The following is a 24,229-nucleotide window of genomic DNA, read 5'->3' as shown; positions in this document are numbered from 1 at the left end:
CTCCCTTCGCACGCGCCACAGGGAGCCGATTGAAACTGCATGATTTCGGTGATCGGTCTTGTCGTGCTGCTGGTGATGGTGTTCGGCGGCTTCGCGCTCGCCGGCGGCAACCTGCTGGTCATCATGGCCGCCCTGCCGCTGGAAATGCTCATCATCGGCGGTGCCGCCGCCGGCGCCACCCTCGTCGCCACCGATATCGCCGGCATCAAGCAAATGGGTGCCGGCCTCGGCCTCGTCGTCAAGGGTCCCAAATACAAGAAGGCCGATTACAGCGCCGCCATCTTCCTCACCGCCCGCCTGATGAAGATGTTCCGCACCGAAGGTGCTGTCGCCGTCGAGCCGCATATCGAGGACCCCAAATCCTCCAGCCTCTTCGCCGAATACCCGCAGTTCCTGAAAGATCCCTTCTTCCTCCACCTGCTCTGCGATTCGATGCGGCTCCTTGTGGTCAGCACCGGCACGCTGAGCCCCCAGGCCGTCGACGACGTCATCGAAACTGCCCTCGACACCCACCACGCCGCCGCCCTCAAGCCGTGCGATCGCCTCACCACCATGTCCGATGCGCTGCCTGCGCTGGGCATCGTCGCCGCGGTGCTCGGCGTCATCAAGACGATGGCGAGCATCGACAAGCCCCCCGCAATCCTCGGCGGCATGATCGGCTCCGCACTCGTCGGTACCTTCCTCGGCGTGCTGCTCTCCTATGGCATCGTCGGCCCGCTCTCGGCGCGGCTGCGCTCGATCATCGATGCCGATGCCGAAATCTACCTCGTCATCCGCCGCGTCATCGTGGCCTCGCTCAAGGGCCAGCCGCAGCCGCTCGTCATCGAAGCCGCGCGCACCGCCATCGATCCCGCCAACCAGCCGAGCTTCGCTGAAGTCTTCGATGGCCTGCGCGCCGCCAAATGAAACCCGAACTCCACATCGAGCCCGAGGTCGTCTACCGCAAGCGCAAGGGCCATGCCCATGCCCATCACGGCGGCGCCTGGAAGATCGCCTATGCCGATTTCGTCACCGCGATGATGGCCTTCTTCATGCTGCTCTGGATCCTCGGCGCCACCAACGAGGACCAGCGCAAGGGCATCGCCGATTATTTCGCCCCCACCATCATCCAGATGCAGAACAGCGGCGGCTCCAACGGCATCATGGGCGGCCGCGCGCTGCAAACGCAGGACGGCAACGCCCCCGCAGCCATTCCCAACGGCGCCAGGCCGGTCGCCACCCCCGGCGGCGGCGGTGGCCCGATGACCGCCGAGGTCACCAGCCCCGACAAGGCCGCAAACCCCGGCCGCCGTCGCACCGCCGACGAAACCCGCTTCCGCATGGTCCAGCGCATCATCGACGCCCGCCTCGCCGGGGATCCCACCTTGAAGGGCCTGCGCGGCCAGGTGCGGCTCGTCCGCGTCCACGACGGCCTGCGCATCGACATCATCGAGCGCGCCGATTTCAGCATGTTCGGCAGCGGCACCGCCGCCTTCACGCCGCAAGCCCTCGCCCTCATCCGCCAGATCGCCGCCGCCGTCGCCGAAACCCCCAACCGCCTCACCGTGCGCGGCCACACCGACAGCGTCCCCTACGCCGCCGGTCCCGCCAACAACTGGACGCTGAGCACCATCCGCGCCGACACCACCCGCCGCATCCTCACCGCCAGCGGCATCGACGAAGCCCGCTTCCGCCGCATCGAGGGCGTAGCGGACACCGATCCCTACAACCCCAAGGACCGCCGCGACCCCCGCAACCGCCGCATCTCGATCACGCTGTTGAACCAATAGTCCCCTCTCCCGCAACGCGGGAGAGAGAGGGGCCCGCGCGCCGCATAGCGCGTGGGAGGGTGAGGGTTCACGCGCGAAGACCCCGCAGCCGCCGCGGCGAAGCCGCGCCGGGACAGGCAGCGGTGCGGGTTGCGAGGACTCGAAAGGCAGCAAGAAAGTGCAAGAAAGAGCGTGGCAAAGCCACGCCGTCGGACGGGTTCGGCGCGCTCCGCTCGCGCCGCCCCGCCGGCCGCGCTTGCGCGAGTCGGAAAATAGCGCCGCTATTTTCGCGCCGCGCTATCGCGTCGCCAGCAGCGCCACCGTCGCCACACTCGTCAGCAACCCACCGATGATCCCCGTGATATCCCGCGCAATCTCGAGCCGATACAGCGGGTCGATGTTCTTCGGCACGATGATCGTGCTCCCCGGCGGCACCACGCCCTCATAGCCGCGGCCCCAGCCACGGCCCGCCAGCGGCTGCGCCGTGCCATCGGGCAGCACGATGAAGATCCGCCGCCTGTCCGCCGTCGAGATCGTGCCGCCCACCTCGCGCAGATAGGCGTCCGCCGTCTTGCCCGCCACGAATTGCAGCGCCCCGGGGTTCGCCACATCGCCCAGCGCCAGCACGAAGCTCGGCCGCTTCGGCATCACGATCGCATCGCCGCTCTCCAGCACCGTGTCGAGGTCGCTGCGCAGCGCCAGCACGCGCGGATCGGCTTCCACCACCACGCGCCCCGCCGATTCCACCGTCGCCAGCTGCTGGATGAGCTGCTGCCCCGCCACCACGCCGCCGCCCGTCGAATCGCGCTGCCGTGCCGCCAGGCTCAGCAGCCCGGTCGTCAGCTCGCGGCTCGTCCGCCGCAGCCCCTCCTGCTCCAGCTCCTTCACCGATCGCCGGGTGAAGATCGCCCCATAAGGATAGGCCTGGGGCGAAAGCCCGCCCGCCCGCGCGGTCAGCTGCGAAAGCGTCTCGCCCTTGCGGATCGAATAGAGCCCCGGCCGGTTGAACTCGCCCGCCAGCAGCACCGCCCCCGCCTCGAACTGCGGCTGCGCGGCATTGAAGCGCAGATCATCGCCCGCCCCCACCAGCGTCTGCTCCAGCACGCCCGGCCGCTCGGCGAGCAGCACCTGCTCCGACACCACGCTGCCACCGGCCCCGCGCGACACATCGAGCGACAGGTCGCTCGCCCCGCTCAGCACGCCCTCCGCCACCGAGGCCAGCACCGCCGCACTCACACTGCCCGCCACCGGATAGGCCCCCGGCCGCCGCACCGCACCACCCACCGCCACGGCATTCTCGATCAGCAGCGGCAGCAGGTCGGGCTCTTCCTCGAACACCAGCGGGCATTGCTCGGCCGCTGCCTCGCGCCGCGCCCGCAGCGCCGCGTCGCTGCGCTCGTCGAAGCCGGCCTGCTGCGGCGCCTCGTCGACCGCCTGCACCTGCCCTGCCCCCGCTCCCGCCAGCGCGGTGCCGCTGCGCAACCCCGCCTCGGTCGATCGGGTCGCCACGTTCAGCCGGCCGCCGGTCGCCGCCACATCGGTCTGCCCGCCGCGCTCCACCAGAAACGCCGAGCGTGTCACCACATTGAACCGCAGCGTCTGGCTGTCGCGCACCAGCGTCTCCAGCCGGTCGAGCGACCGGCATCCCACCAGCAAGTTCGGCTGCCCCAGCACCACCCGCCGCACCGCTGTGCGGTTGATGAACTCGACATCGCCGCGGCTGAACAGGAACAGCCGGTCCTCCGATTGCAGCGCCACCGGCTGCCGCCCATCGAGCGCCTCGCCCAGGTTCACCGGCACGAAGCGCCGCGCCGCCGTCGCCGCGTCGCGCCGCACCAGCATCGCCAGCGGCAGATAGGTGTCGCGCTTCAGGTCTTCGATGCTGCCGAGCAGGTCGCGCACCGTCGGCACCAGCGCAATCGCCCGCGCCCCCGGATTGTCCACATGCCCGCGCAGCAGCACGCGGCCCGAAGCCCCACCGGCGCTCCCCGCCAGCAGCTGCACCGCATCGCCCGCCATCAGCCCCGTCGCCATGGTCGCGGCGCGGATGAACTGCTCGCCGCCATCGGCGCCAATCCGGCTGATCGCCACCTGGTTGCCGCGCGGCCGCACCGCGCCACCCGCATAGTCGATCAGCGCCCCGACCGACGCCGTGCCGCGAAGCTCATAGATCCCCGGCCGCGTCACATTGCCGGCAATCGCCACCGTCGGCCCCAGCACCGGCACGATCACCCGGTCGCCATCCTGCAGCCGCACGCTCGGCGGCGCGCCGATCCCGAGCAGCCCGTAGAGATCCACCTCGATCGTGCCGCCGCTGCCGCGCACCACGCGCACCCGCCGCAGCGAGCCGCCGCGCCGCACGCCGCCGGCCTGCGCCAGCGCCACCGCCACATCGGTCAGCGCCGTCAGATTATACTGTCCCGGCCGCTCCACTTCGCCGCCCACGAACACGCTCGCCGAGCGAACCGTGCCCAGCGACACGAACACATCGGTGCCGAGCAAGGTCCGCGACGTCGCCGCGGAGAGATCGCGCCGCACTGCGCCCAGCGGTCGCCCGGCGGCGCGCACCGGGGGCAGGGAAGCCACCACCAGCGAGCCCTCGCGGTTCACCCGCACCGTGCGGCTGTCGCTCGTCGCCCCCTGGAATTGCACCACCAGCTCGTCACCCACGCCGAGCACATAATCATCGCCCACCGCCCCGGTCACCGCCCCCGAAGCCGCACTCGTCGAAGCGAAAAGCTCATAGCCGAACTGCCGCAGCCGCGGCTCGGACAGGCGCTGCTGATAGTCGCGCTCCACCGCCGAAGGCCGGTAGAGCCGCGCCAGCTGTGCCTCGGCCTCGGCGCGCCGCAGCGTCTGCTCCTCGCGCGTGTCGATCCGGCCCTGCGGCAGCGCCTGGCCGAAGCCCTGGCCCGCCGACCCGCCCTCGCGGCGCGATTCATCGATTGCATCGGGTGCCTGGCCGGCGCCGAGCTGCCCCTGCACCTGGCGCAGCACATCGGGGTTGATCGCCTGCGCCTGCGCCATCGTTGCAGCTGCCAGCAGCGCAAGGCCGATCGCCAATCGCGGCGCGCCTGCATGGCCACGCATCGCATCGCCGGCCCGGGTTTCCATCTGCCAGCGTTCCATCATTGCGCAATCATCGTTGGTAGGTCCCCGCCAGTCTCTTGGCCATAGGGACAGGCCCATGCAAGGTCAACGCGGCGGCACAGCGAGGTGGTTCCTGGCGGTCGCGTGCGCCGAAGTCGGCGTCAGCCGCTGGTGCGGGACGTCACCGCATCGTCTGCCGGGGCTGCAGCCAGTGCCAGCGCCAGCGCATCGGCGCGCTCGAAGGCAATGCCCGACGCCGCGCCGGCGCCCACCAGCCCGGCATCGACATGTCGCGCCGCCGGGGTCATGTCCACCCGGTCCTGCCCCTGCGAAACCAGCGTCGGCGCCACCCAAAGGCCCAGCGTCAACACCGCAAGCGCCACAGCCTCGGCAATCCGGCGACCGACGGATCGCGAGTTCAGTTCCAGATCATTCTTCATAACACGCATGAACCAACCCAATTTTTCAACCCGATCAACGGCGGATGGATCCACCCTGGATTGAATACGTCGCAACACAGGAGAGGTTGCATCCTTTACGTTCGAAGCGCGCACATCTTGTGGCAGCAGTGGCGCCGTGGCCGCAGCCCGCCGTCCCGGCGCCTCGCTTCACCGCAAACCATGCCAAAGGCTCAATGATTGAGGCGCCTGTGCACCAGGTCGGCATAGTCCTGTGCCAGCCCCAGCGTCGTCGCGCCAACCTCGAAGCGCCACGGCCCGATCTCGGCGAGCGGCGTCACCTCAGCCGCACTGCCGGTCAGGAACGCCTGCTCGAAGCCTTCGAGTTCCTCGGGCCAGATCGCCCGCTCCACCACCGTCAGTCCGCGGCGCTCCGCCAGCCGCATCACGCTGCGCCGGGTGATCCCGTCGAGGAAGCAGTCGGGCGTCGGCGTGTGCAGCGTATCGCCCTTCAGGAAGAACACATTGGCGCCGGTCGCTTCCGCCACCTGCCCGCGCCAATCGAGCATCAGCGCGTCCTGGTATCCCTGCGCCTCGGCCTCGTGCTTGCTCATCGTGCAGATCATGTAGAGGCCCGCCGCCTTGGCGTGGATCGGCGCCGTATAGGGTGCCGGCCGCCGCCACTTGGCAATGCCCAGCCGCAGCCCCTTCTTCAGCGCGTCGGCACCGAAATAGGCGCCCCATTCCCAGCACGCCACCGCCATATGCGGCTTGGTCGCCTGCGCGCTCACCCCCATCTGTTCGGAGCCGCGCCACGCCACCGGCCGCACATAGGCGTTGGTCAGTTCGTTGGCCTTGAGCGTCTCCATCACCGCCGCATCGATCTCGTCGCGGCTCCACGGCAACGGAAAGCCCATGATCGCCGCCGAATCGATCAACCGCTGGCTGTGCTCGGACAGCGCGAACACATTGCCGTCATAGCAGCGCGCGCCTTCGAAGACCGCGCTCGCATAGTGCAGCCCATGCGTCAGCACATGCACATTCGCCTCGCGCCACGGCCGCAGCGCTCCATCGAACCAGATGAAGCCATCGCGATCATCAAACGGCAGCATTCGCACCACTCCAGAAGCCAGACATATTCTTGCGCCGCGCTAGGCTTTCATGCAAGATATGTCAATATGACTGTCCCAATTCCAGCCCCAAGCCCGCCCGCCGCGTCGGCGCTCTTCCTTCGGGAAGACGAGATCCGTCGCGGCATCGAGCTGCTGTACTTCGGCTATGCCAGCATGATCCGTGGCCCCGATGCGCTGCTCGATGCCGAGGGGCTCGGCCGCGCCCACCACCGCGCGCTCTACTTCATTGCGCGGCGCCCCGGCCTCGCCGTCGGCGAGCTGCTGCGCCTTCTCGCCATCACCAAGCAATCATTGGGCCGCGTCCTCACCGAGCTGCAGGAGCGCGGCCTCGTCGCCCAGGCCATCGGCACCCAGGATCGCCGCCAGCGCCTGCTCCGCCTCACCGCCCAGGGCGAGGCGCTCGAAGCCGCCCTGTTCGCCCAGCTCCAGCGCAGCATGGCCGCCGCCTATGCCGAGGCCGGCCAATCCGCCGTCACCGGCTTCTGGAACGTCCTCATCGGCCTCATCCCCCCGGCCGACCGCCCCCTCGTCAACGCCTTGCAGAAATAGCCCGGCAAAAGCCGGCATCATCCCTCGGCGTCGATCATCGCCTGCACCTGCCGATAAAACGCCTCGCGCGCCTCATTCTCCGGCCCCTGCGTCGCCCGCGACCAATTGGCATTGCTGGCAATCACCAGCCGCCGCTTCGGATCGATGAAGATCCCCTGGCCGAAGATCCCGCGCGCCGCCACGGTGCCATCGTCATAGGTCCACCATTGGTAGCCATAACCGCGTCCCGGCCGGCCGATATCGATCTGCTTCGTCGTCGCGGCGGCAAACCAGCCATCGGGCACCACGCCAGCACCGCCGGCGAGCACGAACTGCCCCATCCGCGCAAAGTCGCGCGTCGCCGCCTGCAGGCAGCACCCCGCCACCTCATGCCCGGTCTTGCCCAGCAACCAGGTCGCCTCGGCCGCCATGCCCGCCGGCTGCCAGATTTTCTCCTCCAGATAGCGCGCCAGCGGCTTGCCGGTCGCCGAAGAGACCAGCACCCCGATCAGGTTGGTTTCCCCGGTGTTGTAGTGCCACACCGTGCCCGGCGGATGCGCGCGCTTCAGCTTGCGCATGTAGCTCACCGTCGCATCCATCCCCGCGTCGGGTGCGACGACATTGAACCGCGCCACATCGGCGTTCGGGTCCTCGTAATCCTCGTTCCACGCCACCCCCGAGCTCATCATCAGCAGCTGGCGCACCGACACATCATCATAGGCCGAGCCTTGCAGATCGGGGATGTAGCGGCTCACCGGATCGTCGAGGCTCTTGATCGACCCATCCTTCACCGCCGCCCCCACCAGCGTCGAGGTGAAGGATTTCGCCACCGAAAAGCTCGTCCAGCGCCCCTCGGCGTCGAAGTCCAGCCCATAGCGCTCATGCCGAACCTTGCCGTCCTGCAAGATCACCAGCCCCGCCAGATTCTGGCTGCGCGCATAATCCTCGATCCCCGGGATCACCAGCTCCCGCCCCGCCGGCAAGTCCAGCGGCCGGTCGGAGGGCGCCACCTTCCGCGATGCCGCAAGCACCGGCATCCGGTCCATCGCCCTAAACCCGGCATCGCGCTGCGGCTGGGACCAGGAGAGCACATCGGCATTGGTCGGCAGCGTCGCCAGCAGGCCCCGCGTCTCCCGGTCGAGGCTCGCAAACCAGCCGGCACCCGCCAGCACCACGATCGCCAGCACCGCCAGCACCCATTTCCGCATCATTCGCCCCCCAGGCTCTTCGATCGCGCCGCCGCTGCCGCCACCGTATCCACCAGCAGCGGACCCAGCCCGGGCATCAGCACCGCCAGCCCCGCTGCCGTCGTGCCGCCCGGCGAGGTCACCCGCCGCCGCAATTCATCCGCCGCCGCCGGGTCGTTCGCCGCAAGCGCGGCCGCCCCCGTCACCGTGCCTCGCGCCAGCGCCATCGCAACATCGTCGGAAAGCCCTGCCGCACACCCCGCCGCCGCCAGCGCCTCGATGAAGCCGAACACATAAGCCGGCCCCGATCCGGAAACCCCGGTCAGTGCATCGAAGTCGGCCTCGTCCTCGAGCCACACCACCGCCCCCGCCGCCTCGAACAACGCCCCCGCCACATCGCGCGCGCCCGCGTCCGCCGACCACAGCCCCGTCACTCCCTGGCCGATCGCCGCCGGCGTGTTGGGCATCGCCCGCACGATCCGCGCCCCCGGAAGTGCTTCGGCCAGCGCCGCCGCCGTCACCCCCGCCATCACCGAAATCACCACGGCGCCCGCCACCCGGCCCGCCAGCGGCGCCACCACTTCGCGCCAGACCTGCGGCTTCACCGCCAGCACCACCACCGCCGGGTCATCATCGCCCGCACCCCGCACCGCCCCGTCCGGCGCATCCGCCTTCGCCGGGTCGATCACCCGCCACGGCCCGGTTCCCGCCGCAATCCAGCGGCCGAGCAGCGCACCGCCCATGTTGCCACAGCCCAGCAGCCAGTGCGTGCCCGGCCGCGCCTCGTTTCGCACGTCAGGCTTCGCCAACGGTCTCGAGCAACGCCGCCACCATCGCCGCTGCCGGTGCGGTATCGGCAAACAGCACCAGCTGGAACACCGGGAAGAAGCGGTCGAACTCCTCCACCGCCGCATCCACCAGCACCTCGGCCTGTCCCAGCGTCAGGTCCGGCGACGCCTGGCCCTCCGCCGCATCGAGCAACGTCGCATGGCGGAAGATGATCGTGCCATCGGCCGACCACAGCTCGAAATGCCCCATCCACAGCTGCTCGTTGATCAGCCCCAAGGCCTCATACGCCGCCGACCGGAGCTCATCAGGGGCCTGCAGCTCGGCGCGCGCGATCAGCTGCAGCACCCGGTCTTCCTCGCGCCACAGCGCCCGCAGCTCATAGGCCGCCCAGCTGCCGACCACCGACGTCGAGATCTCCTCGTCGCCCGAGCGCTCGAAAGCCCAGCCATTGGTGTCGAACACATGCTCCAGCATGTCGATCGGCGCTGCAGGAGCGGGCACCGCGTCCATTTCGATCAGGCTCATCCGCGTGACCTCCGCCTCGATTGGCGCAAAGACTGTGCTTCCACGCCCGATTCGGCAAGCACAGCCGCCGGAGGCCGGCATATGAAGCTGTGGATAATCACGCCGGGTTCGTGCCTTCCGGCGGCTTCATCCCCGCCAGCTGCGCCCGCAATCCCGCCACTTCGGCCTTCAAGACTTCCACCGCCTCGCGCGCCGCCGACGCATTGGCCTTCACCGCCTCGAACTCGTCGCGCGAAATCGCCTCGTCCCCGGCCACGAACTCGCGCGCCCGGCGCCGTGCCTGCTCTTCCACTTCGCGCCCCACGCCGGCAATGGTGCCCATCGCCGAGGTCGCCACCTTGGAAAGGTCCTCGAAAAGCTTGTTCTGGCTCTGCATCGTTCACACTCCCATCTGCATGGCACTGGCAACCGGGTTCAGCTGCCAGATCGCCGCGTTCAGCCCGCCGGCAAAGATCAGCCACGCGATATAGGGCAGCATCAGCCCGGCCGCCACTCTCGAAACCCCGGCAAATCGCCACGTCGTCCAGATCGCCAGCCCCAGCATCACCAGGATGATCGCCAGCGCCGCCTCGATCTGGTGCGCAAGAAAAAACACCGGGGACCAGCTCCAGTTCACCACCATCCCGATCGCGAACAGCCCCAGCGCCTGGCTGCGCTGCACCCCCCGCCCCTTCGCCCACACAATCGCTGCCGCCACCGCGATCATCGTGTACAAGATCGACCAGGCGATCCCGAACACCGGCCCCGGCGGCTGCAGCCGCGGCAGCGTCAAAGACTGGTACCAGAGGTTCTCCTCGGTCGATCCGCTCGCCCGCGCAATCAGCCCCCCCACCACCAGCAGCAGCGGCACCAGCACCAGCAACGCCCGCACCAGTCGCCCCCGGTCCAGTCGCCCCCGGTCCAGTCGCTCCTGGTCCAGCGTTCCTGCGTCAAGCGGCGGCACTGTCATCGATCGATCCATCTTGCCTTCCTAGCCCCTGCCGCCGCCCGCACCAAGCCATCAACTATCCTTCACCCCCGCCAGCAGCCACTCGCGGTTGCCCTCCGGCCCGGTGATCGGGCTCTCCACCAGCCCCAGCACCCGCCAGCCCTCCTGCGCCGCCAGCCACGCCGCCGCATCGGCGCACACCCGCGCCTGCACCGCCGCATCGCGCACCACCCCGCCCTTGCCCACCTCGCCCCGCCCCGCCTCGAACTGCGGCTTCACCAGCGCCACCAGCCAGCATCCCCCAGCACTTCTGGCCGCCGCAAACCCCAGCGGCACCTCGAGCACCTTGGCCAAAGAAATGAAGCTCGCATCACACACGATCGCCCCCACCGCCTCGGGCACATGGTCCGCCGTCAGCAGCCGCGCCGAAAGCTGCTCGAGCACCACCACCCGAGGGTCGCTCCGCAGCTTCCACGCCAGCTGGTTGGTGCCGCTGTCCACCGCATAAACCCGCTCCGCCCCGCCGCTCAGCAGCACATCGGTAAACCCCCCCGTGCTCGACCCGACGTCCATCGCCACCACGCCCGCCGGATCCAGCCCGAAATGTGCCAGACCATGCGCCAGCTTCACCCCGCCCCTGGAAACCCAGGGATGATCCCGCCCCTTCACCACTACCTCGGCATCGACGGCCACCATCTCGCCGGCCTTCACCACCTTCCTTGTGCCCACCAGCACCAGCCCCGCCAGAATCAAGGCCTGCCCCCGCGCCCGGCTCTCCACCAGCCCCCGCTCCACGAGCAATTGATCGATCCGAATTTTCGCCATGCCCGCCCATAGCGCGAAACAGAAGGAAAGCGATGCCGCCGGCGAAGGGTGCCCATCGATGCAAGCTTCGATGCGGCCCGGCTGGTGCCTCGGGCCCCAGACCCCATTCAACGCCCCATTCATGGGATTCCCTAAACCACGCGCGTTCGTTACCAACGCTGCGTGACCATCGAAGACTTCATCAAGAAATGGCAGGGCCGCGCCGGCGGCGCCGAGCATGCCAACTTCCAGCCCTTCATCATCGATTTCTGCGCCGCCCTCGGCCTCCCCAAGCCCGAGCCCGCCGAAGGCGGCATCCTCTCCGATTATCGCTTCGAAGCCCCCGCCAGCCCCGATGCCGCCTATTCCAGCAAAAAATCCGGCCGCATCGATCTCTACAAGCGCCGCTGCTTCATTCTCGAAGCCAAGCAGCCTCCGCTCGCCGATCTCACCCGCGCCGCGCTCACGCCGGAAGCGCCAGCCGCCATCACCGTCAAAACCCTCTTCGGCGAGGAAACCATTGCCGCCGCAACCGCCAGGCCCAAAGCCCCCGTCCGGCGCTACGATACCCTCATGGAAGCCGCCCTCGCGCAGGCCAAGGGCTATGCGCTGGCGCTGCCTGCCGATCATGGCTGGCCGCCCTTCCTCATCATCTGCGATGTCGGCCGCGCCTTCGAGCTCTATTTCGATTGGGCCGGCAACGGCAAAGGCTATGGCTTCTTCCCCGATCAGCAGCGCTACCGCATCGAGCTCGAAGCCCTTCGCCTCCCCGACAACCAGGCATTGCTGCGCGGCATCTGGACCGATCCGCGCTCGGTCGATCCGCGCCTGCGCGCCGCCGATGTCACCCGCGATATCGCCCGCCGCCTCGCCGCCGTCTCCAAATATCTGGAAAAGGACGCCACGGAAAAACTCACCGGTCGCGCCCTCGCCGCCAGCCGCCCGCTTGCCGATCACGAGCATTCGCTCGGCATCGAGCGCACCTCCATGTTCCTCATGCGCCTGCTCTTCTGCATGTTCGCCGAAGATGTGGCGCTGCTGCCGCCCGGCAAATTCGAGGAGTTTCTCGGCCGCGCCCGCACTGCCACCCAGCGCTTCTGGCGCGATGGCCTGCAGGATCTCTGGACCAACATGGGCACCGCCGCCCTCCCCGAACGCTATTGGGCAAATGGCGATACCTTCGTGCGCTACTTCAATGGCAACCTCTTTGCCGATCTCGACATCTACGACCTGCCCCCTGAACAGAAGGGCGAGCTTTACGCCGCCGCCAAGGCCGATTGGACCAAGGTCGAACCCGCCATTTTCGGCACCCTGCTCGAACAGGCCCTCACCCCGGCCCAGCGCGCCCAGCTCGGCGCCCACTACACACCGCGCCCCTATGTCGAACGCCTTGTCGAAGCCACCTTCATGGCCGACCTCCGCACCGAATGGGAAGCCCTGCGAAACGCCCCTCTCCCCTTGCGGGAGAGGGAGGGGCCCGAGCCCGAAGGGCACGGGAGGGTGAGGGGTCCCGCCCCCGCCGAACCAACCCCAACCCCCGATCCCGCTGCCATCCACGCCTTCCACCACAAGCTCGCCGGCTTGAAAATTCTCGATCCCGCCTGCGGCACCGGCAATTTCCTCTGTGTCGCCATGGAGCTGCTGCTGCGGCTGGAAACCGAAGTCATCGTGCTGCTGGATCAGCTCGGCCAGCCTGCTCCACCGCGCATCGGCCCCAACCAGTTCCTCGGCCTCGAGCTCAACCCCCGCGCCGCCGTCATCGCCGAGCTCGTGCTCTGGATCGGCTGGCTCCGCTTCCGCCTCGCCAACGATCCCGCCAGCATCACCGAGCCCATCCTCCCCACCCTCACCAACATCAATTTCGGCCGCCACGGTGGCTATGATGCGCTGCTCGCCGCATCCGATGTCGATCGCGTCGATCTCATCAACCCGCGCGCTGCGGAATGGCCGCAAGCCGATTACATCATCGGCAACCCGCCCTTCATCGGCGGCAAGGATCTGCGCAGCAAGCTCGGGCTCGGCATCACCGCCGCCATCTGGGCCGCCGCCCCCAGCATCCCCCGCAGCGCCGATCTCGTCATGCACTGGTGGGATCGTGCCGCCACCGAACTGCGCCGCCCCGGCACTCGCCTCCACCGCTTCGGCTTCGTCACCACCAACAGCATCACCCAGACCTTCAGCCGCCGCGTCATCGAAGCCCATTTGTGCCCCTCTCCCGCAACGCGGGAGAGGGAGGGGCCCACTCCCGAAGGGCGTGGGAGGGTGAGGGCCACAGCCCCCGCCGCCCCCCAGCCCCTCTCCCTCATCTTCGCCATCCCCGATCACCCCTGGACCCGCGCCAGCGACAAGGCCGCCGCCGTCCGCATCGCCATGACCGTGGCCGAAGCCGGAACCCACCCCGGCGCCCTCCACACCGTCACGTCCGAAGCCGGCCTCGATTCCGATGAGCCGCACATCCAGACCAGCAGCATCACCGGCCCCATCAACGCCGATCTCACCACCGGCACCGATGTTACCAAGGCCGTGCCACTCAAAGCCAACGACCGGCTCTGCTCGCCAGGCGTCAAGCTGCACGGAGATGGCTTCATCGTCAGCCCCGCCGAAGCCGCCGCCCTCGGTCTTGGCCAGCGCGAAGGGCTGGAGGCGCATATCCGCCCCTATCGCAATGGCCGCGACCTGCTCCAGAATCCGCGCGGCGTCATGGTCATCGATCTGTTTGGCCTGTCCGAGGCGCAAGTCCGCCAGCGCTTCCCCGAAGTCTATCAGCACCTGTTGGTGACCGTGAAACCCGACCGCGACGCCAACAACCGAGCCACCTACCGCACCAACTGGTGGATTTTCGGCGAACCCCGCCGGGAAATGCGCCCGGCGCTCGCAGGCCTTTCTCGTTATATTGCGACGGTCGAAACCGCGAAGTACCGCATCTTCCACTTCCTCTCGGCAGAAGTTCTTGCCGACAACAAAATCATCTGCGTTGCCTCCGACGACGCCGTCGTCTGGGGTGTGCTTTCATCACGTATTCACGAGCAATGGTCACTTATCGCAGGCGGCTGGTTGGGCTTTGGAAATGACCCGGTCTACGTCAAATCCAAGGTCTTCGACCCCTTCCCGTTCCCCGACGCCACCCCTGCCCAGCGCAGCACCATCGCCGCAATCGCCGAGGAGCTCGACCTCACCCGCCGCGCCGGCCTCGCCGAAAGCCCCGGCCTCACCATGACCGGGCTCTACAATCTTGTCGAAGCCATCCGCGCCGGCACACTGCCCGCAGCGCAGGAGGCCGAAGCGTCCCGCGCCCGCGCCCGCATCGTGGCGAAACTCCACACCGATCTCGATGCCGCCGTGGCCAACGCCTATGGCTGGCCCGCCGATCTCACCCCGGCACAAATCACCGTCAACCTCGTCGCCCTCAACGCCGCCCGCGCCGCCGAAGAAGCCACTGGCCAAATCCGCTGGCTCCGCCCGGACTATCAGGCCCCCATCTCGACAAATTGAACCAAATGGGTTATGCAAGGCGAATGCAGAAGCCCGGCTCAACACCCCTCTCCCGCAACACGGGGTGTGGGAGGGGCCCTTGCCCGTCAGGGCGTGGGAGGGTGAGGGTGTGCGAGCAGGCGGAGCCCCAAAAAACCGCGTTTCGTGTCAACTTCGTCCACTTCGTCAACCCGACCTGGACACATTCGACTCGCCTACGCCCTCCCGCTAAAGCCCCCGGATGACCCGTTTCGTCTTCCACATCACCGCCACCGATGGCCCCGCCCGCACCGGCGCCATCACCATGCGCCGTGGCACCATCCGCACGCCCGCCTTCATGCCCGTGGGCACCGCCGCCACGGTCAAGGCGCTGCGCGCTTCCGAAGTTGCCGCCGCGGGGGCGGACATCATCCTCGGCAACACCTATCACCTCATGCTCCGCCCCTCCGCCGAGCGCATCGCCCGATTGGGCGGCCTCCACAATTTCATGGGCTGGCACGGCCCCATCCTTACCGACAGCGGCGGCTATCAGGTCATGTCGCTCTCCGCGCTCACCAAACGCTCGGAGGAAGGGGTGAGCTTCGCCAGCCACCTCGATGGCACCCGCCACATGATGTCGCCCGAGCGCAGCATGGAAATCCAGCGTCTGCTCGGCTCCGATATCGTCATGGCCTTCGACGAGCTGGTCGCTCTCCCAGCACCCCGCGAAGCCGTGGAGGCCGCCATGCACCGCTCGATGCGCTGGGCCCGGCGTTCCCGCGACGCTTTCGATGCCGGCGGGGAACATGCCGAAGCCGCCGCCCTGTTCGGCATCCAGCAAGGCGGCCTCGACGAGCGTCTTCGCGCCGAATCCGCAAGCCACCTCCAGGAGATCGGCTTCGATGGCTATGCCATCGGCGGCCTCGCCGTCGGCGAAGGCCAGGAGGCCATGTTCGGCTGCCTCGACCATGCCCCCGGCCAGCTCCCCGAAGCCGCCCCGCGCTATCTGATGGGTGTTGGCAAGCCCGACGACATCGTGGGTGCGGTCCAGCGCGGCGTGGACATGTTCGATTGCGTGTTGCCCACCCGTTCGGGCCGCAACGGCCAGGCTTTCACCCGGTCAGGCCCCCTCAATCTGCGCAACGCCCGCCACAATGAGGACCAGGCCCCCCTCGACGCCGAATGCGGCTGCCCGAGCTGCCGCACCGGAGTGAGCCGCGCCTATCTCCACCACCTCGTCAAATCGGGCGAGATGCTCGGCGCCATCCTGATGACCGAGCACAACATCTGGTTTTACCAGGAGCTGATGGCCAATCTGCGCGCCGCCATCGCCGCCGGCACCCTCACCAGCTTCGCAGCCAGTTTCCTCGGCCGCTACAAGAACCGCGACGCATCATAGATGCCCGCATCGGCCCGCACTCCCGTCAGCACATCGGCGCACAGCGCCGCCACCGCCGGCGCCGTCTGGATGCCGAAACCACCCTGTCCTGCACACCAGAAAAGCCCCTCGACGACCCCATCACGCCCCAAAACCGGCCTTCGATCACCCGAAAACGTCCGCAAACCCGCCCAGCTCGTCTCCAGCTTGAGCACTTTCGACGTGCTGGCGCGTTCGAAACGGTCGATCACGACCGCAATGTCCAGCTCGTCGGGCCGCACGTCATGCGCCACATCGGGCGTCTCGTCATGCGGGGAGAGCCACAGCCGGTCACCATCGGGCTTGAAGTAGAACCGCCCGGCAGCATCCATTACCACCGGCAGATCCGCCGGCGGCGGCGGATCGAGCCGCAACACCGCCATCGTCCGCCGAAGCGGCGTCAACCCCTTGGTTTCACAACCGAAAACCGCCCCCACAGCATCCGCCCAGGCCCCCGCCGCATTCACGACCACCGGCGCTTCCACAGCATCATTCAGCCGCCAAAACCCTTCGAAACGCTCCACTTTTTCCACCCGGAAGTCCGGAATCACCTCCGCCCCCCGCAAATACCCCTGATGCAACGCCGCCACATCGATATCATGGCAATCCGGCTCGAGAATTCCCGCAGACCGCCATTCCGCCCGCAGCATCGGGTACCGAGCCAACCAATCAGCATCAACCCATTGATATTCAACGCCCCCTTCATCGAATTCCGCCGCCACAGCGTCCAGAGCCCCCGGCATATCCGGCGGCGCCAGATGCAGCGCCGGCCGCAAGGTCAGCAGCGTCCCGAATCCCGCCGGCGGGTCCATGAAAAACCCCCGGGAAGCCTTGCTCAGCGGCACGATCGAAGGCCCGCCATAGCTCTCCACCCAGAACGCCGCCGAGCGGCCGGTGGTATGATACCCCGGCTGCGACTCAGCCTCGAGCAGCACCACCTTGAGCCCGCGACGCCGCAATTCCCAGCCCAGGCTTGCCCCGGCAATCCCGGCACCGATGATGGCAATATCGAACTGTTTCATGGGGTTGAAAGAAAGCCCTTGATCATTTTCATCACTCTCTGCCGCACCACATGCCGTTCCCGAAGCAACTCATGTGCCGCCCCTGCCACAATCTGCGCATCGGCAAAAAGCCGCCGCGTCGCCGCATTGTCCACCAGCGCCTCGGTCTCTGCCATCAACACCAGAAGCGGCGTCTGGACCGGCCGCAAAACTGCAATCGACCGCAACGCCGCCGCCAGCCACCCCCAGGTAATGCCGCCGATTGCAAGCTCCGGATGCTGCGCCACCCACCATTTCTCATCGGCATATCGCGCCGCATCCGAGGTCAGCAGCGGCTGCCGCTTGTCCGCCCCCTGCCCATAAGGCCCGGCCCCCATCACCCACTCACCACCCCGCCCCAACCGCACCATCAGCCGCGCCAGCCGCCCCGCCGCCCCCGGCCCGAGCGGGGCCGCGCTGATCCCGATCATGGGTGCGAGCAGCACCGCCCGCGCCACCGCCTGCGGCTGCTCCGCCAGATGCCGCAGCAGCAGATGCCCACCCATCGAATGCGCCACGGCGAAGTGCGGCCCCGGCATCACCTTGTGAAACCACTCGAAAACCACCGCCAGATCAGCCCGAAGCGGCTCAAAGTCATCGAGATGCCCATGCCCCGGCGTCCTGCCCAGCCGCCCCGATCCGCCCTGCCCTCGCCAGTCGAACGTCGCCACGCCCCAGCCGGCCTCGGTCCAGTCATGCAGCGACTCGCAATATTTCTCGAAGAAATCCCCCCGTCCGGTGATGAACAGGATCGACCCCCGCCGACCTTCCCAGCGCGCAGTCCGCAGCACCCAGCCATCGGCCATCACCAGCGGCGCCACCACGCCTCCGGCCGGCAAGCTGCGCCGCCGTTTCAGGGCTTCGGAGTCCGCGGCCATGCGACGGGCTTAGCCGGATGCCCGGGGTTTTGCCAATCCGGCCTTGCCACGCTGCCTCGCCTCGGGCCATGGAACAGTCATGACAATCGATTCGACCCTCATCGCCGTCGCCATCATAGCCCTGTTCCTGGGGCTTTTCATCGGCTTCGCCATCCGTGCGCCGCTGAAGCGCCGCGCCGCCGTGCTCGGCGAGCGCATCACCGGGCTGGAGCGCGAACGCGCCACCCTCGCCACCGACCGCGATCGCCTGCTCGGCGAGGTCAAGGCGCGCGATGCCCAGATCCGCCCGCTCTCCGACGAGCTCGACAAGCTGCGCCGCGATTTCGCCCGGTCCAGCGGTAATGAGGCGGTGGCCGAGGGTCGGCCGGTCAACCCCGAGGATCTCAAGCAGATCAAGGGCATCGGCCCCAAGTTTGCCGACAAGCTCGCCGCCGCCGGAATCACCCGCATCGATCAGATCGCCGGCTGGACCGAAGTCGATGCCCAGGTGATCGACGGCCAGATGGGCGAATTCAAGGGCCGCATCGCGAGCGACCAGATCATCGAGCAGGCCCGGCTGCTGCACGAAGGGCGCCTCACGGAATATGAGACGCGCTTCGGCAAGCTCGCCTAGCTTTTCGCCCGCAGCGCCGCCTGTGCTGCCGCCAGCCGCGCGATCGGCACGCGGTAGGGCGAGCAGCTGACATAATCGAGCCCGAGCTTCTCCACGAACGCGATCGACGCCGGATCGCCGCCATGTTCGCCGCAGATGCCGAGCTTGAGGTCTGGCCGGGTCGAACGGCCGCGTGATGCGCCAAGCTCGACCAGCTCGCCCACACCCTCCTCGTCGATCCCCACGAACGGATCGCGTGGATAAATCCCTTGGTCGACATAAACGCCGAGGAAACGCGCGGCATCATCACGGCTGATGCCCAGCGTCGTCTGCGTCAAGTCGTTGGTGCCGAAGCTGAAAAACTCGGCATGGCGGGCAATGTCCGCCGCACGGAGCGCCGCACGCGGCAGTTCGATCATCGTGCCAATCAGATAATCCAGCCGGTGCCCCTGCTCCTCGAACACCGCTTCGGCCTCGGCCTCGATCACCGCCTTCGTGATCTCCAGCTCGCGCGCCGTCGCCACCAGCGGCACCATCACCTCGGGCACCACCGCCTCTCCGGTGTCCTTGGCCACGGCAATCGCCCCTTCGAAAATGGCGCGCGCCTGCATCGCATAGATTTCGGGGAAGGTGATTCCCAGCCGGCAGCCGCGATGGCCGAGCATCGGGTTGAACTCGTGCAGCTCGGCAATCCGTCGGCGCACCGTAGCGGGCGCGATGCCGGTGGCGGCGGCGACATCGTCATAGCCTGTCTCGTCATGCGGCAAGAACTCGTGCAGCGGCGGGTCGAGCAGGCGGATGGTGCACGGCAGGCCCGCCATCACCCGGAAGATCGCCTCGAAATCCGCGCGCTGTTCGGGCAGCAGCTCGGCAAGCGCCTCGGCGCGCGTCGAGGCTTCTTCGGCCAGGATCATCCGCCGTACCGAAGTGATCCGGCTCGGCTCGAAGAACATGTGCTCGGTCCGGCAAAGGCCGATGCCCTCGGCGCCGAAGCCGCGCGCCGTGCGGCAATCGGCCGGGGTTTCGGCGTTGGTGCGCACCTTCATCCGGCGATATTTGTCGGCCCATTCCATCAGGGTTGCAAAATCGCCGGCCAGCTCGGGCTCGACCGTGCTCACTTCGCCCAGCATCACCTCGCCGGTGGCGCCATCGAGGGTGATCCGATCCCCTTCCTTCAGCACATGGCCCGGCACGCGCACGGTGCGCGCCGCCAGGTCTATCGACAGGGTGCCCGCGCCGGAAACACAGGGTCGACCCATGCCACGCGCCACCACTGCCGCATGGCTGGTCATGCCGCCGCGCGCCGTAAGAATGCCGCGCGCTGCGTGCATGCCGTGAATATCCTCGGGCGAGGTTTCGGTGCGTACGAGGATGACCGCCTCACCCAGCCGCGACCGCGCCTCGGCACTGTCGGAATCGAGCACGATGACGCCCGATGCGGCACCCGGCGATGCAGGCAGCCCGCGTGCGATCACCTGCCGCGGCGCCTTGGGATCAAGCGTGGGGTGGAGCAGCTGGTCGAGCGCGCCTGCTTCCACACGCAGGATCGCTTCGGCCTCGGTGATCAGCCCTTCATTCGCCATGTCCACGGCGATCTTGAGGGCTGCCTTGGCGGTGCGCTTGCCCGAGCGGGTCTGCAGCATCCACAGCCGGCCGTCTTCGACCGTGAACTCGATGTCCTGCATATCCCGGTAGTGGATTTCGAGCAGCGCGAACACGCGGTCGAGCTCGGAATAAACCGCCGGCATCGCCTCTTCCATCGATTCGGCGCGCGCCCCGGCCCGCTCGCGGGCTGCCTTGGTGAGATATTGCGGGGTGCGGATGCCTGCGACCACATCTTCGCCCTGGGCGTTGATGAGGAATTCGCCATAGGTCACGCGCTCGCCGGTCGAGGGATCGCGGGTGAAGGCAACCCCGGTCGCCGAAGTGATGCCGCGGTTGCCGAACACCATCGCCTGCACGGTGACGGCGGTGCCCCAGCTTTCAGGAATGTCGTTGAGGCGGCGATAGGTGCGCGCCCGGTCCGATCGCCACGAGCCGAACACAGCGCCGATCGAGGCCCAGAGCTGCTCGTGCGGATCCTGCGGAAATTCATCGCCCCAGGTCTGTGCGACGATCGTCTTGTAGCGGGCGACAAGCCCCTGCAGGTCTTCGGCCGAAAGCTCGGTATCGAGGGTGACGCCGCGGTCTTCCTTCAGGATTTCAAGCGCATCCTCGAACAGGTAGTGATCGAGCCCGAGCACGACATCGGCGAACATCTGGATGAAGCGGCGGTAGCTGTCCCACGCAAATCGGGGGTTGCCAGAGGCGGTGGCAAGGCCTTCGACGGTGGCATCGTTGAGGCCGAGGTTGAGAACGGTGTCCATCATGCCCGGCATCGAGACGCGCGCACCCGAACGCACCGACACCAGCAGCGGATCGGCCGGGTTGCCGAATATCTTGCCCGTCACCGCCTCGACATGCTTGAGCGCATCGAGCGTTTCCGTCTTCACGCTCTCGGGCAGCTTGCCGCCGGCATCGTAAAAGGCCGCACAGACCGGGGTGGCGATGGTGAGGCCGGGGGGCACCGGCAGGCCGATGCTCGCCATTTCGGCGAGGTTGGCGCCCTTGCCGCCGAGATGGTTGCGCAGGTCTGCTGCACCATCTGCGGTGCCGCCGCCGAAACGATAGACGGATTTCATCATCCTTCGATCCTCGAAAAGTCTGCAACGGTATGAACGGCATCGCGGAAGCGCGCCAGCAGGGCAAGACGATTGGCACGCACCACAGGCTCGGGCGCATTGACCATCAGATCGGTGAAGAAGGCGTCAACCGGCCCGCGCAGGCTGGCGAGGGCGGCCATGGCAGCGGTGAAGTCTTCCGCTGCGACTGCGGCGGCGGCGGTGGGCAGGGCGGCGTCGAGCGCTTGGGCGAGGGCTTGTTCGGCAGGCGCGCTGAGCGTGGCCGCGTCGAGGGCTGAGGCGGTGTGGGGACCGTCCTTTGCATCCTCGGCTTTCAGGATGTTTGCGGCGCGCTTGTAGCCGGCGAGCAGATTTGTGCCGTCTTCACCGATGATGAAGGCTTGTAACGCTCGAACGCGGGCAAGGAGGCGCACGAGATCGTCTTCGCCGCCAAGCGCGAACACGGCATCGATAATGTCCGGGCGGACACCAGCTTCGCGCTGCTGGACCTTGAGTCGGTCCGCAAAGAAGGCCGCGACTGCTTTTTCCAAATTGCCCTCAAAAACACGCTCGAACTTCGCAAGATCTTCGCCGGCAGCGGCCAGCAGCACTCGCTCCATCCGGAAGCGAAGACCATTGGCAAGGATGATCGCAATAACGCCAAGTGCCGCCCGTCGAAGCGCGAAAGGGTCTTTCGACCCTGTTGGCGGCTCGCCAATCATGAAGAATGCAGTGATCGTATCCAGCTTGTCGGCAAGCGCGACTGCAACACTGAGCGGCGCCAATGGGGCGTCGTCGCCTTGGCCGGTTGGCTTGTAATGCTCGGAAATTGCATTCGCGAGGGCCTTGGACTCGCCGTTTGCCACCGCCAAGTAGCGTCCTGCAATCCCCTGCACTTCAGGAAACTCGCCGACGGTCGCGCTAACCAGATCAGCCTTGCAGAGGCGCGCGGCGCGCTCTGCTAACTCAGCTACGCCGCTGGCCTGTGGAACCTCCCCCGGCCCCTCCATGAGAGGCGGGGAAGAAGAAGGGACGGCGCCGCTATCGACCAGCCAGCGAGCAAGCTTGGCAACGCGCTCGACCTTGTCGGCGACGGTCCCAAGCTTCTCGTGGAAAACGATGTCCTTCAGCTTCGGAAGAAACGCTTCCAGCCCGCCGGCCTTCACCACCGCCAAATCCTGATCCCAGAAGAATTTGGCGTCGCTCAGCCGCGCGCTCAGCACCCGCTCATTGCCGGCGACCACTGCCGTGCCGCCGTCATTCGCGTCCATGTTGGCGACGCAGATGAAGGCTGGCGCCAGTGCGCCCTCCGCATCGGCCAACGAAAAGTACTTCTGGTTGGTGCGCATCGTCAGCTGGATCACTTCGCGCGGCACCGCGAGGAACGCCGGGTCGAAGTGGCCGAGCAGCGGCACCGGCCATTCGGTGAGGCCGGCGTTCTCGATTTCCAGCCCCTCGTCGGGGATGACCGTCAGCCCTGCCGCCTCGGCAAGGGCGGCGGCGCGGTTGGCGATGAGTGTGCGGCGCACGAAACTGCTGACATAGACATAAGCGGCGCGAAGCTGGGCGGCGTAGGTATCGGCGCTGATGATCTCCAGCGGGCCGGGCGCGTGGATGCGATGGCCGCGGCTGGTGCGGCCGGTGGTGATGCCGTGCACCGTGGCGGGCACCACGGCATCGCCGAGCAGCGCCACGATATGGGTGAGCGGGCGCACCCAACGCGGGCTTGCGGTGCTGGCGGAAGCACTGCCCCAGCGCATCGACTTGGGCCAATCGAAGGCGGTGATGATCGCGGGCACGATCTCGGCCAGAATGTCGGCGGCGGAGCGGCCTTCGCGCTTGATCACCGCGAACAGGAACACGCCCTTTCCGGTGTCACGCTCTTCGAGCTGGTCGCGCGCCATGCCGGTGCTGCGGAGGAAGCCCTGCAGTGCTGCGTCGGGGGCATCGGCGCGCGGGCCACGCCGCTCCTCACTGGTGGCGGCGCTGGCATCGGCCAGGCTGTCGGCAATCAACCATAGCCGGCGCGGGGTGGCGTCGGCGCTGACATGGCCGTGCGCCAGCCCGGCAGCGGCACAGGCCTCGGTGAAGCGCTTGGCCAGCTGGGCGGCTGCGGCCGCCTGCATGCGCGCAGGGATCTCTTCCGAGCCGATTTCGAGGAGAAAACGGCTCATATGATCTTGGCCATCTGGCAATCCGCCACCGCTTTCACGAGATCGCGCACCCGGCCGATATAAGCCTGGCGCTCGGCGACCGAGATGACGCCGCGGGCGTTGAGCAGGTTGAAGATATGGCTCGCCTTGATCGCCTGATCATAGGCTGGCAGCGGCAGGTCGGCCGCCACCAGCGCCCGGCATTCCTCGCTCACATCCTTGAAATGCTGGAACAGCCGCTCGGTGTTGGCGTGCTCGAAATTATAGGCGCTGAACTGCTGCTCGTTTTTCTTGAACACATCGCCATAGCTCACGCCGGAGCTGTTGTAAGCGAGATCGTAGACATTCTCGACGCCCTGCACATACATCGCCAGCCGCTCGAGGCCATAGGTCAGCTCGCCCGCGACCGGCGTGCAATCATAGCCGGCAACCTGCTGGAAATAGGTGAATTGCGTCACCTCCATGCCGTCGCACCACACTTCCCAGCCAAGGCCCCAGGCGCCGAGCGTGGGGCTCTCCCAATCATCCTCCACAAAGCGGATGTCGTGCCTGGCGCGGTCGATGCCGATGGCGTCGAGGCTGCCCAGATACAGGTCGATCAGATCATCGGGGCTCGGCTTCAGGATCACCTGAAACTGGTAATAATGCTGGAGGCGGTTGGGGTTTTCCCCATAGCGGCCATCGCTCGGGCGGCGGCTGGGCTGCACGAAAGCAGCGTTCCAGGCGTCGGGGCCGAGGGCGCGCAGCGTCGTGGCGGGGTGGAAGGTGCCGGCGCCCATCTCCAGATCATGCGGTTGCAGGATGACGCAGCCGCGCTCGCCCCAGTAACGCTGGAGCGTGAGGATGATATCCTGAAATGCGAGACCGGTCAGAACTGAGGCCCTTGCTGCGATGCGGTGTGCATGCCCT

20 protein-coding genes are annotated in these 24,229 nt (G+C 67.6%); 6 read left to right on the top strand and 14 right to left on the bottom strand.

The window, feature by feature from the left end; translation table 11 throughout:
• Positions 1 to 39: 39 nt before the first annotated feature.
• Together motA and FHS79_RS04205 are read left to right on the top strand one after the other, a co-directional pair.
• Positions 40 to 906 (top strand): flagellar motor stator protein MotA, encoded by an 867-nt coding sequence (gene motA / locus FHS79_RS04210; protein ID WP_184195870.1) that lies wholly within the window; start codon positions 40 to 42, stop codon positions 904 to 906.
• Complete coding sequence (locus FHS79_RS04205; protein ID WP_184195867.1) at positions 903 to 1,769, top strand: flagellar motor protein MotB; 867 nt, start codon at positions 903 to 905, stop codon at positions 1,767 to 1,769. Before motA ends, FHS79_RS04205 begins: the two co-directional genes overlap by 4 nt.
• Before the next feature lie 276 nt (positions 1,770 to 2,045).
• Here FHS79_RS04205 and FHS79_RS04200 read toward each other — a convergent pair whose 3' ends face one another.
• From FHS79_RS04200 to FHS79_RS04190, 3 genes are all read right to left on the bottom strand, one after another.
• A complete protein-coding gene (locus FHS79_RS04200) occupies positions 2,046 to 4,880 on the bottom strand; it encodes an SLBB domain-containing protein (protein ID WP_184195864.1) in 2,835 nt (944 codons plus the stop codon).
• Positions 4,881 to 4,999: 119 nt separating this feature from the next.
• Positions 5,000 to 5,287 carry a hypothetical protein gene (locus tag FHS79_RS04195; protein WP_184195861.1) on the bottom strand — a complete coding sequence of 96 codons (288 nt, stop codon included), beginning with the start codon at positions 5,285 to 5,287 and terminating at the stop codon, positions 5,000 to 5,002.
• A 182-nt stretch (positions 5,288 to 5,469) separates the two neighbouring features.
• Positions 5,470 to 6,348 carry a branched-chain amino acid aminotransferase gene (locus tag FHS79_RS04190; RefSeq protein ID WP_184195858.1) on the bottom strand — a complete coding sequence of 293 codons (879 nt, stop codon included), beginning with the start codon at positions 6,346 to 6,348 and terminating at the stop codon, positions 5,470 to 5,472.
• Between the two features lie 66 nt (positions 6,349 to 6,414).
• Here FHS79_RS04190 and FHS79_RS04185 point away from each other — a divergent pair, with 66 nt between their 5' ends.
• Positions 6,415 to 6,918, top strand: a complete 504-nt coding sequence (locus FHS79_RS04185; RefSeq protein ID WP_184195855.1) for a MarR family winged helix-turn-helix transcriptional regulator — start codon at positions 6,415 to 6,417, stop codon at positions 6,916 to 6,918.
• Between the two features lie 17 nt (positions 6,919 to 6,935).
• On the opposite strand, the gene FHS79_RS04180 is transcribed toward FHS79_RS04185, so the two are convergent.
• The 6 genes from FHS79_RS04180 to FHS79_RS04155 all read right to left on the bottom strand — a co-directional run bounded on the left by FHS79_RS04180 (position 6,936) and on the right by FHS79_RS04155 (position 11,151).
• A complete protein-coding gene (locus FHS79_RS04180) occupies positions 6,936 to 8,108 on the bottom strand; it encodes a serine hydrolase domain-containing protein (RefSeq protein ID WP_184195852.1) in 1,173 nt (390 codons plus the stop codon).
• Positions 8,105 to 8,878: a pyrroline-5-carboxylate reductase gene (gene proC / locus FHS79_RS04175; RefSeq protein WP_243453307.1), complete on the bottom strand. Its 774-nt coding sequence runs from the start codon at positions 8,876 to 8,878 to the stop codon at positions 8,105 to 8,107. The genes FHS79_RS04180 and proC overlap by 4 nt, the downstream gene beginning before the upstream one ends.
• A gap of 1 nt (position 8,879) precedes the next feature.
• A complete protein-coding gene (locus tag FHS79_RS04170) occupies positions 8,880 to 9,398 on the bottom strand; it encodes a type III secretion system chaperone family protein (RefSeq protein WP_184195846.1) in 519 nt (172 codons plus the stop codon).
• A 97-nt stretch (positions 9,399 to 9,495) separates the two neighbouring features.
• Positions 9,496 to 9,774, bottom strand: a complete 279-nt coding sequence (locus tag FHS79_RS04165; RefSeq protein WP_184195843.1) for an accessory factor UbiK family protein — start codon at positions 9,772 to 9,774, stop codon at positions 9,496 to 9,498.
• Positions 9,775 to 9,777: 3 nt separating this feature from the next.
• Positions 9,778 to 10,359 (bottom strand): TspO/MBR family protein, encoded by a 582-nt coding sequence (locus tag FHS79_RS04160; protein ID WP_184195840.1) that lies wholly within the window; start codon positions 10,357 to 10,359, stop codon positions 9,778 to 9,780.
• Positions 10,360 to 10,398: 39 nt separating this feature from the next.
• Complete coding sequence (locus FHS79_RS04155; RefSeq protein ID WP_184195838.1) at positions 10,399 to 11,151, bottom strand: TlyA family RNA methyltransferase; 753 nt, start codon at positions 11,149 to 11,151, stop codon at positions 10,399 to 10,401.
• A 162-nt stretch (positions 11,152 to 11,313) separates the two neighbouring features.
• Between FHS79_RS04155 and FHS79_RS18695 the strand changes: the two genes are divergently transcribed.
• Both FHS79_RS18695 and tgt read left to right on the top strand, forming a co-directional pair.
• Complete coding sequence (locus FHS79_RS18695) at positions 11,314 to 14,622, top strand: DNA methyltransferase (RefSeq protein ID WP_243452643.1); 3,309 nt, start codon at positions 11,314 to 11,316, stop codon at positions 14,620 to 14,622.
• Between the two features lie 220 nt (positions 14,623 to 14,842).
• Positions 14,843 to 15,979 (top strand): tRNA guanosine(34) transglycosylase Tgt, encoded by a 1,137-nt coding sequence (gene tgt, locus FHS79_RS04145; protein ID WP_184195835.1) that lies wholly within the window; start codon positions 14,843 to 14,845, stop codon positions 15,977 to 15,979.
• On the opposite strand, the gene FHS79_RS04140 is transcribed toward tgt, so the two are convergent.
• Positions 15,955 to 17,019 (bottom strand): NAD(P)/FAD-dependent oxidoreductase, encoded by a 1,065-nt coding sequence (locus FHS79_RS04140; protein WP_184195832.1) that lies wholly within the window; start codon positions 17,017 to 17,019, stop codon positions 15,955 to 15,957. The genes tgt and FHS79_RS04140 overlap by 25 nt on opposite strands.
• On the bottom strand, positions 17,016 to 17,915 hold the full coding sequence (locus FHS79_RS04135) for an alpha/beta fold hydrolase (protein WP_184195829.1): 900 nt from the start codon (positions 17,913 to 17,915) through the stop codon (positions 17,016 to 17,018). Before FHS79_RS04135 ends, FHS79_RS04140 begins: the two co-directional genes overlap by 4 nt.
• A gap of 79 nt (positions 17,916 to 17,994) precedes the next feature.
• On the opposite strand from FHS79_RS04135, the gene FHS79_RS04130 reads away from it, so the two are divergent.
• A complete protein-coding gene (locus FHS79_RS04130; protein ID WP_184195826.1) occupies positions 17,995 to 18,528 on the top strand; it encodes a hypothetical protein in 534 nt (177 codons plus the stop codon).
• On the opposite strand, the gene ppdK is transcribed toward FHS79_RS04130, so the two are convergent.
• The 3 genes from ppdK to FHS79_RS04115 are packed head-to-tail and all read right to left on the bottom strand — an operon-like array spanning position 18,525 to position 24,192.
• Entirely contained in the window at positions 18,525 to 21,191 is a 2,667-nt protein-coding gene (gene ppdK, locus FHS79_RS04125; protein ID WP_184195822.1) for a pyruvate, phosphate dikinase, read from the bottom strand. The genes FHS79_RS04130 and ppdK overlap by 4 nt on opposite strands.
• Positions 21,188 to 23,341 (bottom strand): glycine--tRNA ligase subunit beta, encoded by a 2,154-nt coding sequence (gene glyS / locus FHS79_RS04120; RefSeq protein WP_184195819.1) that lies wholly within the window; start codon positions 23,339 to 23,341, stop codon positions 21,188 to 21,190. The genes ppdK and glyS overlap by 4 nt, the downstream gene beginning before the upstream one ends.
• Positions 23,338 to 24,192 (bottom strand): glycine--tRNA ligase subunit alpha, encoded by an 855-nt coding sequence (locus FHS79_RS04115; RefSeq protein WP_207792222.1) that lies wholly within the window; start codon positions 24,190 to 24,192, stop codon positions 23,338 to 23,340. The genes glyS and FHS79_RS04115 overlap by 4 nt, the downstream gene beginning before the upstream one ends.
• Positions 24,193 to 24,229 lie beyond the last annotated feature (37 nt).

Source organism: Polymorphobacter multimanifer, from assembly GCF_014205635.1.
Classification (GTDB): domain Bacteria; phylum Pseudomonadota; class Alphaproteobacteria; order Sphingomonadales; family Sphingomonadaceae; genus Sandarakinorhabdus; species Sandarakinorhabdus multimanifer.
The sequence above is the reverse complement of the archived record's forward strand: the minus strand, read 5'-3'. Positions and strand labels throughout refer to the sequence as shown.